Raw genomic sequence first — 10,685 nt, forward strand, 5'->3', positions numbered from 1 at the left:
CCACTGGACCTGGAAAGGCAACTCCCGTGATCGAGAAGCAGTCTCCCGCCGTGTCCACCGCGCGGGTCTTCGCCGCCAACGCCTCACAGCGCCGCCTCGTGATCCACCCGCGCCGGCCTGCCGCGGACGGCATGTTCAACGTGCTGACCCGACTGCGGCTGACCGGCCCGCTGGACACCGACCGGCTGGAGCGTGCACTCCTTCAGCTAGCAGTCCGTCACACGGTACTGCGTAGCACCTTCGCGCTCCACGGCGGCCAGACCGTGCAGATCGCGCACGCCGAACCCCACCCTGACGTCTTCCGGCTGATCGACCAGCACAGTCTCCCGGCAGGCCCGGCCGACGAGAGCCCGGTCGACGCCCTGGCCGTCCGGCTCCAGGGCACCTCTCTCTCGCTGGACCACGGCCCGGTCTTCCAGTGCACCCTGGTGCGCGTGACCGAGGATGAGCACGAGCTCTTCCTGGTCGTGGACCACGTCGTGATCGACGAGCGGTCCAAGGCGATTCTCATCAAGGACCTGCGGGCGTACTACTCCGATCCCGACGTGGAACTGGACCCGGCGCCCCAGCTCCACGAGGTCCCTCCTCGAGACGAGGTGTCAGCGGAGGACCTCGACTACTGGACCCGGCAACTCACTCCGCTGTCCCCGCGCCCGCTACCGGACGTCTCCCTCCAGCAGGATCCCGACGCCTTCACCGCCGGCGTGGTGCACTTCACCCTGACCGCCGACGCCACGGCCGCGCTCGACCGCACCGCCGCCGCGCACCGGGCCACCCCGTTTTCGGTGATGCTCGCGGTCTACTACGCCGTGCTGTGGGACTGGACGGGCACGGCTGACACCACCATGTTCGTGCCTACCGACACCCGCAACGAGGACCAGCAGTTCGACGCCGTCGGCTTCTTCCAGACAGCCACCTTCATGCGCTACGAGGTACGCCCCGAGGAGTCGTTCGCCACTCTGCTGGACGGCGTCAAGCGCATGGCCGCTGCCGCCCATGCCCGCCGCCACGTCCCTATGCTGCAGATTCTGGACGCCCTGGGACTCGAGTACGGCGACCTGCGCCACCCGGTCTACCAGACAGGGTTCTCCTACTCGTCCCACGACGTCGACAACAGCTGGCAGCTGGACGGCATCCAGATCGAGAACCTGCTGAGCTACCCCACGGTGGCCCAGATCGAGCTGCTGTTCGAGGTCATGCGCTCCCATGGCATGTACCGCTGCGAGGTCGTCCACGCCCTCGGCGCGGTCGACCACCAGGCCGCCGAGGACTTCGCCCGCCGCTTCCAGTCCGTCCTCGCCGCCGCCACCGAGGACCCGACCCGCACCGTCTCCGCCCTGACGGGCCGCGTCGGCGAGGCCATCTCAAGCTGAGTAGGGTCGGAGGACCGGCGCGGTGGCTGGTTCTCCGTTTCCAGTCCCAGCCGCCTCACACCGGGCATGTGCGGGATTGGCCGCCAACGGGGTGCCTGTGACCGGGCCCCTTTCCAACGGCCCCCACCCAACCGGGCCTGATCACTTCCAGGCGGGCTCGGGAGCCGCCCCCGCACAATGAGGTCACTCAGGTGCCGAACATGGTGCACTTCGGCGCCATGAGACCCGTGCGTGGGGTGATCGTCAAGGCTGCCGATCCTGGTCTTGTGCACCAGTGAAATCCCGCCCCGCTCCGCCACCAGCGGCTTTCGTCTCTCTCCTCGTTCGACGGTGACCTGAAGCCCCGGCGGGGCAGCGATCGGTCTTCGGCACGGTCCGATAGTGTCGGTAAGCCTTGAGACGCGGACGCGCTGTTTCCGTGCCGACGTCTTGACCGAACAGCGAGCGCCCCGCCAGGCCGAAGCCTGACGGGGCGCTGGTGCGAGTCGCTCGTGTGACCACCGGTAGCAGCGAGTCAGCGACCAGATCCTCTGGTATCCGAGCGGGTCAGCTCACCTACCGACAAGTTCGCGCAGGACGTACTGCATGATGCCGCCGTTGCGGTAGTAGTCGGCCTCGCCCGGGGTGTCGATGCGGACCTTGGCGTCGAACTCGACACCGGTGTCGGTGGCCACCTTCACCGTCTCCGGGATGCCGCCGTCGTTGAGGGCGGTGATGCCGGAGATCGCGAACGTCTCCTCACCGGTCAGTCCGAGGGACTCGGCGCTGCTCCCCTCCGGGAACTGGAGCGGCAGGACGCCCATGCCGATGAGGTTCGAGCGGTGGATGCGCTCGTAGGACTCGGCGATCACGGCGCGGACGCCGAGCAGCGCGGTGCCCTTGGCCGCCCAGTCCCGGGAGGAACCGGAACCGTACTCCTTGCCCGCCAGCACGACGAGCGGGACGCCGGCCGCCTGGTAGTTCTGGCTGGCGTCGTAGATGAACGACACCGGGGCCTCGGAGGCGGAAGCGCCCTGGGTGAAGTCGCGGGTGTAGCCGCCCTCGGTGCCCGGCGCGATCTGGTTGCGCAGCCGGATGTTGGCGAACGTGCCGCGGATCATGACCTCGTGGTTGCCCCGGCGCGAGCCGTAGCTGTTGAAGTCACGGCGCTGCACACCGTGCTCGGTGAGGTACTGGCCCGCCGGGGTGTCGGCCTTGATGGCCCCGGCCGGGGAGATGTGGTCGGTGGTGACCGAGTCGCCCAGCTTGGCGAGCACCCGCGCGCCGGAGATGTCGGTGACCGGCTCCGGGTCCATCCTCATGCCCTCGAAGTACGGGGGCTTGCGGACGTAGGTGGACTCGGCGTCCCACTCGAAGGTGTTGCCCGTGGGGATGGGCAGCGACTGCCACTGGGCGTCACCGGCGAAGACGTCGGCGTAGCTGCGGCCGAACATCTCCTGGCCGATCGCGGAGGCGACGACCTCCTCGACCTCGGCCTCGGTGGGCCAGATGTCCTTCAGGAAGACCGGCTTGCCCTCGGCGTCGGTGGTCAGCGGCTCGGTGGTGATGTCGATGTCCATCGAACCGGCGATGGCGTAGGCCACGACCAGCGGGGGCGACGCCAGGTAGTTCATCTTGACGTCGGGGTTGATGCGGCCCTCGAAGTTCCGGTTGCCGGAGAGGACGGACACGACGGCGAGGTCGTTGTCGTTGACCGCCTGCGAGACCTCGTCGGGCAGCGGGCCCGAGTTGCCGATGCAGGTGGTGCAGCCGTACCCGACGAGGTTGAAGCCCATCTTGTCGAGGTACGGGGTCAGGCCCGCGCGGTCGTAGTAGTCCATGACGACCTTGGAGCCGGGGGCCAGGGTCGTCTTCACCCACGGCTTGCGGGTCAGGCCGCGCTCGACGGCCTTCTTCGCCAGCAGCGCCGCACCGACCATGACGGACGGGTTGGAGGTGTTGGTGCAGGAGGTGATGGCCGCGACGGTGACGGCGCCGTGGTCCAGCTCGTAGACGACGCCGTCCTCAGCGGTGACCTGCACCGGGTTGCTGAGGCGGCCCTGGGCGTTGCCGGCGGCGGTGTGCTGCGGCTTGCCGTTGCCGTTCTCCCCGCTGGCGTACGCCGGGGCGTCGCTGGCCGGGAACGACTCGTCGCTGGCCTCGTCCACCGGGGACTTCGGCGCGGAGGCGGTGCCGGCACCCTCACCCGCGTACTTCGGCAGGTCGGCGCGGAACTGCTCCTTGGCGTTCGACAGCGCGATGCGGTCCTGCGGGCGCTTCGGGCCGGCGATGGACGGCACGACGGTGGAGAGGTCCAGCTCCAGCTTCTCGGAGAAGTCCGGCTCGGCGGCCGGGTCCAGCCACAGGCCCTGCTCCTTGGCGTACGCCTCGACCAGCGCGAGCTGGTGGTCGTCGCGGCCGGTCAGGCGCAGGTAGTTGATCGTCTCGGCGTCGATGGGGAACATCGCCGCGGTCGAGCCGAACTCAGGGGACATGTTGCCGATGGTGGCGCGGTTGGCGAGCGGGATCGCGGTGACGCCCTCGCCGTAGAACTCGACGAACTTGCCGACGACGCCGTGCTCACGCAGCATCTCGGTGATGGTCAGCACCAGGTCGGTGGCGGTGGTGCCGGTGGGCAGCTCGCCGATGAGCTTGAAGCCGACGACGCGCGGGATGAGCATCGACACCGGCTGGCCCAGCATCGCGGCCTCGGCCTCGATGCCGCCGACACCCCAGCCGAGCACGCCGAGGCCGTTCACCATGGTGGTGTGGGAGTCGGTGCCGACGAGCGTGTCGGGGTAGGCCTGGCCGTTCCGGACCATGACGGTGCGGGCCAGGTACTCGATGTTCACCTGGTGGACGATGCCGGTGCCGGGCGGAACGACCTTGAACTCGTCGAACGCGGTCTGGCCCCAGCGCAGGAACTGGTAGCGCTCCTTGTTGCGGCCGTACTCCAGGTCCACGTTCTGCGTGAAGGACTCGGCGGTACCGAACTTGTCGGCGATGACGGAGTGGTCGATGACCAGCTCGGCCGGGGCCAGCGGGTTGATGCGCGCCGGGTCGCCGCCCAGCTCCTTCACGGCCTCGCGCATGGTGGCGAGGTCGACCACGCAGGGCACACCGGTGAAGTCCTGCATGATGACGCGGGCCGGGGTGAACTGGATCTCCTGGCTCGGCTGCGCCTGGGAGTCCCAGCCGCCGACCGCCCGGATGTGGTCGGCGGTGATGTTGGCGCCGTCCTCGGTGCGGAGCAGGTTCTCCAGCAGCACCTTCAGGCTGTAAGGGAGGCGTGCCGCGCCCTCGACCTTGTCCAGCCGGAAGATCTCGTACGACTCGTCGCCCACCTGCAGCGTGCTGCGAGCGTCGAAGGTGTTCGCCGACACGACAGTCTCCTTCAGTGCATGAATTCGCGTGGTACCACCGCCATGCTGCCGCCCCCGGGCCCTTGCCCGATCGCTGAGGCTCCCCTAAGTTAGGGTTACCTAAGTTGCTGATGGCAGACGGACGACGGCGCGTCCCCGGTCAGATATCTCGATGTCGAGATAACTCTAGTACATCGCCGGTCGCCGGGTCATACCCGACCCGGCCCGACTCCGGCGCTCCTGGACGACCGGTTGAACCGGGCTCCGCCGGGTACCCCCTTTCCGCCCCTCCTCCCCGACGCGCGGGTATCTCATATGTGAGTTAGCCTCGACTCCATGACCGATGACTACCTCGTCCGGATCGGACAGCTCATCAGGGATGCACGCCAGCATCGTGGCTGGTCACAGGCGCATCTGGGACAGGCGCTCGGCACCAGCCAGAGCGCGGTCAACCGCATCGAACGCGGACACCAGAACATCAGCCTTGATATGATCGCCCGCATCGGTGAGGCCCTGGACAGCGAGATCGTCTCGTTGGGCTACTCGGGTCCGATGCACCTGCGCGTCGTCGGCGGACGCCGACTCTCCGGCGCGATCGACGTCAAGACCAGTAAGAACGCCTGCGTGGCCCTGCTGTGCGCCTCCCTGCTGAACTCCGGCCGCACGGTGCTGCGCCGCGTCGCCCGCATCGAGGAGGTCTTCCGCCTCCTGGAGGTGCTGAACTCCGTCGGCGTCCGCACCCGCTGGATCAACGACGGCCTCGACCTGGAGATCGTCCCCCCGGCCGAGCTGGACCTGGACGCCATGGACGAGGAGGCGGGCCGCCGCACCCGGTCGATCATCATGTTCCTCGGCCCGCTGCTGCACCGCATGGACCGCTTCCGCATCCCCTACGCGGGCGGCTGCGACCTCGGCACCAGGTCCGTGGAACCCCACATGCAGGCGCTGCGCCGCTTCGGTCTCTCCGTGACGGCCACCGACGGCGTCTACCACGCCGTCGTGGACCGCTCCGTCACCCCCGGCCGCCCCATCACGCTGACCGAACGCGGCGACACCGTGACGGAGAACGCCCTGCTCGCGGCGGCCCGGCACGACGGGACCACCGTCATCCGCAACGCCTCGTCCAACTACATGGTCCAGGACCTGTGCTTCTTCCTGGAGTTGCTCGGCGTCACCGTCGAGGGCGTCGGCACGACCACGCTGACCGTGCACGGCGTCCCGGACATCGACGTCGACGTCGACTACTCCCCCTCCGAGGACCCGGTCGAGGCCATGAGCCTGCTGACGGCCGCCGTCGTCACCGGTTCGGAACTGACGGTGCGCCGGGTGCCCGCGGAGTTCCTGGACATCGAGCTGGCCGTCCTGGAGGAGATGGGCCTCGACCACGACCGCAGCGCGGAGTACGCCGCCGACAACGGCCGCACCCGCCTGGTCGACCTCACCGTGCGCCCCTCGAAACTGGAGGCGCCCATCGACAAGATCCACCCCATGCCGTTCCCCGGCCTCAACATCGACAACGTGCCGTTCTTCGCCGCCATCGCGGCCAGCGCGCACGGCTCGACCCTCATCCACGACTGGGTCTACGACAACCGGGCCATCTACCTGACCGACCTCAACCGCCTCGGCGGCCGACTCCAGCTCCTCGACCCGCACCGGGTCCTCGTCGAGGGCCCCACCCGCTGGCGCGCCGCCGAGATGATGTGCCCGCCCGCCCTGCGCCCGGCGGTGGTCGTCCTCCTCGCCATGATGGCCGCCGAGGGCACGTCCGTGCTGCGCAACGTGTACGTCATCAACCGCGGCTACGAGGACCTCGCCACCCGCCTTAACTCCGTCGGCGCCCAGATCGAGATCTTCCGCGACATCTGAAAGCTCTTGGACCGTGTCCGATGTGGTGTGGCGGACGCGTCGTTCGCGGTGCACGAGGGGGGCCGTCACGCGGTCGAGCGCCGAGGGCGTCCGTGGGCGGTCCGTTCCCCGGAGTCATCGACCCGGCGATTCCGCACATCGAAGGACCTCCTCTTCAGACGGCGGGCTTGAGGGTCGCGGAGCGCAGGGCGTCCCGCAGGGCGGGCCCGATCACGGCGAGCGCGTCGGGACGCATCAGGCGCAGGTGCTCACTGGCCACCGGGACGGTCCGGATCTCCCCGGTGACGTAGGGGCGCCACAATTTCGCCGCTCCCGCGCCCCGGCCGCCGGGCGCGGACTCGAAGAGCACCAGCGAACCGTCGAACACCGGTGTCTCGACGTCGGGTTCGTCGAGCAGGCGCATGGTGTTCTCCGTGACGGCCAGGAGCGCGTCGATCAGTTCCGCCTCCAGTCCGGGGGGCGCGTCCTTGCCGTCGAAGGCCACGGCGCGGACGTCCGCTGGTCCGGCGGCGGTCTCCTGCGGACCGCCGGCCGGCCAGGCGTCGATGGCGGCCAGCAGCGCGACCTGGTGCCCCGCGTCGCGCAGCCGTGCGGCGACGGCGTGGGCGGCGGTGCCTCCGAAGGACCAGCCGGTCAGCAGATACGGCCCCCGCGGTTGTTCGGCGGTGATGAGGGAGCAGTAGTCGGACACGAGCGCGCCGAAGCTCGTCGCGAGCCGGTCCCGGCCGTCGAGGCCCCGAGCCTGGACGGCGTACACCGGATGCTCCGCCGGCACGTGCGGGAGCAGCCCGGTGTAGCTCCACCCCAGCCCGCTGCCGGGATGGAGGCACCACAGCGGACTGCCGTCGCCGCCGGCGCGCAGCCGCACCAGCGGGTCGAGCGGTCCGCGGGCACTCGGCTGCTCCCGTAGCAGTCCGGCCACCGTCGGCTCCAGGAAGATCTGCTGCATCGAGACGTCGATGCCGACCGCCTGCCGGGCCGAGCGGATCAGCCGGGGCACCAGGAGGGAGTGGCCGCCCAGTTCGAAGAAGTTGTCCTCGACGCCGACCTCCCGCGCACCCAGCACCTCGGCGAAGACGCCGCACAGCGCCGTCTCGGCGGGAGTGCGCGGAGCGAGGCGCCCGGCGGGCGGGGCGCTGAACTCCGGCAGCGGCAGTGCGGCCCGGTCGAGTTTGCCGTTCGTGGTGAGCGGAAGCCTGCCGACCGCCAGGACGGCCGAGGGCACCATGGCCGCCGGCAGGCGTCGGGCGACGGACGTGCGCAGGCCGGCCAGGTCCAGCTCCTCGCGCAGGCCCTCTTCGGGGACGACGTAGCCGACGATCCGGCGGTCGCCGGGGGCGGGCTCGTGCACCAGCGCCGCACTCCGCGCGACCTGCGGGTCGGCCAGCAACGCGGCCTCGACCTCGCCGAGTTCGATCCGGTGCCCCCTGATCTTGACCTGCCCGTCCGCCCGCCCGACGAACTCCAGCCCGCCCGTCGGCAGCCAGCGCACCAGGTCGCCCGTCCGGTACATGCGGGACCCGGCCGGCCCGTACGGGTCCGCCAGGAAGCGTTCCGCGGTCAGGCCGGGCTGCCGCAGGTATCCGCGGGCGACACCGGTGCCCGCGACGTACAGCTCACCCACCACGCCCCGCGGAACGAGACCGAGCACCTGGTCCAGCACGTACAGCCGGGCACCGGGACACGGCCCGCCGATCGGTACCGGGCCGGCGGGGACCGGTTCCCCGAGGGGGAGCGGGAACTCGGCGCAGTTGACGGTCGTCTCGGTCGGTCCGTAGCTGTTGTAGATCACCGTGTCCGGGTGCCGCAGACGCCAGCGCTCCATGGCCTCGCCGCGCAGGGGCTCGCCGCCGACGAGGAGGCACGCGGTGGGGGAGAGGTCGTGCGGTAGCGACTCCAGCAGATCCAGGTGGCTGGGGGTGATCTCCAGCAGCGCGGGCCGGGGCGCCCCGCCGTGGTCCGCTGCGGTCAGGTCCGTGAGGTGCAGGCAGCCACCGCTGACCAGGGGGAGGTAGACGGCGGAGACGGTCAGGTCGAAGGAGATCGACGAGTGGATCAGATTGATGCCCGACACCCCCGGGTAGGTGACCCGGCCCCGGCGCAGGTAGGCGCCGAGCGCACCGTGCTCCACGACGACCCCCTTGGGGCGCCCGGTGGAGCCGGAGGTGTGGATCACGTAGGCGGGGTGGCCGGGGAGCAGCGGCCGGACGCGGTCGGCGTCGGTCAGATCGGCGTCGGACGGGTCGGCGTCGGACGGGTCGGCGTCGGACGCGTCCGGGGCGGTGGGGTCCGGGGCGCTGAGCCGGTGGAGATCGGCCACGGTGAGCAGGGGCACGTCCGCCACGCCGATCCGCCGGGCGAGTTCGGCGTTCCCGATCAACAGGCGGGGCGCGGCCTCCTCCAGCATCATGGCGATCCTGGCGGGCGGCAGTGCGGTGTCCACCGGCACGTAGGCGGCGCCGGACTTGAGCACCGCGAGCATCGCGGCGAAGGCGTCCGCGGACCGTGGCAGCACGACGGCGACCAGGTCCTCCGGCCCGATGCCCTGCCCGGCCAGCGCACGGGCCAGGCGGTTCGTCCGCCGGTTCAGCTCCCGGTAGCCGAGAACCGTGCCGCTCTCCACCAACGCGGGCGCGTCCGGAGTGCGGGCGGCCTGTTCCTCGAAGAGGCCGGGCAACGTGGCAGCACCCTCCCCCGACGGCACCCGGCCACCGGTACCGCACGCCAGCAACCGCGCCCGCTCGCCGGACGTGAGGAGGGGAAGGCGGCTGATCCGCAGGTCGGGGTCGGCCACCGCCGCCTCCACCAGCCGGGTCCACCAGTGACGAGGGCGACGGCGGTCGGGGGGTCGAACAGGTCGAGGGCGTAGTCCAGGTTGCCGTACAGGCCGGCGGGGGCGAGTTCCGGGTCCGGCGCCCGCTCCCGCAGGTGCAGGGCGAGGTCGAACTTGGCGCTGTCGCCGTCCACCGGTTCCTCAACGGCGGTCAGACCGGGCAGCCGCGGGGTCTGCTCGGGCCCGTCCTCCAGTACGAGCATCACCTGGAACAGGGGGTTCCAGGCGGCGGACCGCTCGGGACGGAGCACGTCCACGAGTCGCTCGAACGGCAGGTCCTGGTGGGCGTAGGCGTCCAGGTCCACCTCGCGGACGCGCCCGAGGAGTTCGCGGAAGGTCGGATCGCCAGCGGCGTCGGTGCGGAGCACCAGCGTGTTGACGAACATGCCGATGAGGCCGTCCAGCGCCTCGTCGGTCCGTCCGGCGATCGCCGAGCCGACGGGGATGTCGGTGCCCGCGCCCAGCCGGGTCAGCAGGGCGACCACCCCGGCCTGGAGGGCCATGAACAGGCTCGCCTTCTCCTGCCGGGCCAGAGCCAGCAGGCGGCGGTGGGTGTCCGGGCCGAGCGAGACCGGTGCCGTGCCGCCCCGATGGGAGGCCACGGGGGGCCGGGGCCGGTCGGCGGGGAGGGCCAGGCAGTCCGGAAGCCCGTCCAGCTGACGCCGCCAGTAGGCGAGTTGTTCTCCGGCCAGACTTTCCGGGTCATCCTCCGCCGCCAGGAGCTCGTTCTGCCACAGCGTGTAGTCGGCGTACTGCACCGGCAACGGGTCCCAGTGCGGCGCGCGGCCCGCTCGCCGGGCCGTGTAGGCGGCAGCCAGCTCGTCCAGCAGGGGGGTGAGCGACCAGCCGTCCGCGGCGATGTGGTGTAACAGGACGAGCAGCACGTGCTCCCGTGCGCCCAGCCGGAAGAGGTGCGCGCGCAGTGGGATTTCCGTGGTGAGGTCGAAGACGTGGCCGGCCGCCGCGCGCAGTGCGTCGCCAAGCTCCGCCTCGCTGCGCACGACGACCGGCAGCGGCGGCCGGGCGGAGTCCGCGTCGAGCACGACCTGGTGAGGTTGGCCGTCGGCCTCGGGGAAGACGGTACGGAGGCTCTCGTGGCGCTCCACCACGTCGGCGATCGCCTCGGAGAGCGCGCAGTGGTCCAGTTCCCCGTGCAGCCGGTACGCCAGCGGGATGCGGTATCCGGCGCCGCCGTCCAGCTGGTTGAGGAACCAGATGCGGGACTGTGCGAACGACAAGGGGATCACGGGTTCTCCCTGGGGTGGTCAGGCC

The 10,685-nt window shown here is 70.7% G+C and carries 5 protein-coding genes; 2 read left to right on the plus strand and 3 right to left on the minus strand.

What is annotated here, in order from left to right; all coding sequences use genetic code 11:
- Positions 1 to 26: 26 nt before the first annotated feature.
- Positions 27 to 1,373 (plus strand): condensation domain-containing protein, encoded by a 1,347-nt coding sequence (locus tag V6D49_RS03185; RefSeq protein ID WP_340556895.1) that lies wholly within the window; start codon positions 27 to 29, stop codon positions 1,371 to 1,373.
- Positions 1,374 to 1,924: 551 nt separating this feature from the next.
- Here V6D49_RS03185 and V6D49_RS03190 read toward each other — a convergent pair.
- Positions 1,925 to 4,735 carry an aconitate hydratase gene (locus tag V6D49_RS03190; RefSeq protein WP_340556897.1) on the minus strand — a complete coding sequence of 937 codons (2,811 nt, stop codon included), beginning with the start codon at positions 4,733 to 4,735 and terminating at the stop codon, positions 1,925 to 1,927.
- A 315-nt stretch (positions 4,736 to 5,050) separates the two neighbouring features.
- Between V6D49_RS03190 and V6D49_RS03195 the strand changes: the two genes are divergently transcribed.
- On the plus strand, positions 5,051 to 6,580 hold the full coding sequence (locus V6D49_RS03195; protein WP_340556899.1) for a UDP-N-acetylglucosamine 1-carboxyvinyltransferase: 1,530 nt from the start codon (positions 5,051 to 5,053) through the stop codon (positions 6,578 to 6,580).
- 154 nt (positions 6,581 to 6,734) lie between these two features.
- On the opposite strand, the gene V6D49_RS03200 is transcribed toward V6D49_RS03195, so the two are convergent.
- Together V6D49_RS03200 and V6D49_RS03205 are read right to left on the minus strand one after the other, a co-directional pair.
- Positions 6,735 to 9,284, minus strand: coding sequence for an amino acid adenylation domain-containing protein (locus V6D49_RS03200; RefSeq protein ID WP_340563651.1), 2,550 nt, complete (start codon positions 9,282 to 9,284; stop codon positions 6,735 to 6,737).
- Complete coding sequence (locus tag V6D49_RS03205) at positions 9,167 to 10,660, minus strand: condensation domain-containing protein (protein ID WP_340556901.1); 1,494 nt, start codon at positions 10,658 to 10,660, stop codon at positions 9,167 to 9,169. The genes V6D49_RS03200 and V6D49_RS03205 overlap by 118 nt, the downstream gene beginning before the upstream one ends.
- Between the last annotated feature and the right edge of the window lie 25 nt (positions 10,661 to 10,685).

This window comes from Streptomyces sp. GSL17-111 (assembly GCF_037911585.1).
Classification (GTDB): Bacteria; Actinomycetota; Actinomycetes; order Streptomycetales; family Streptomycetaceae; genus Streptomyces.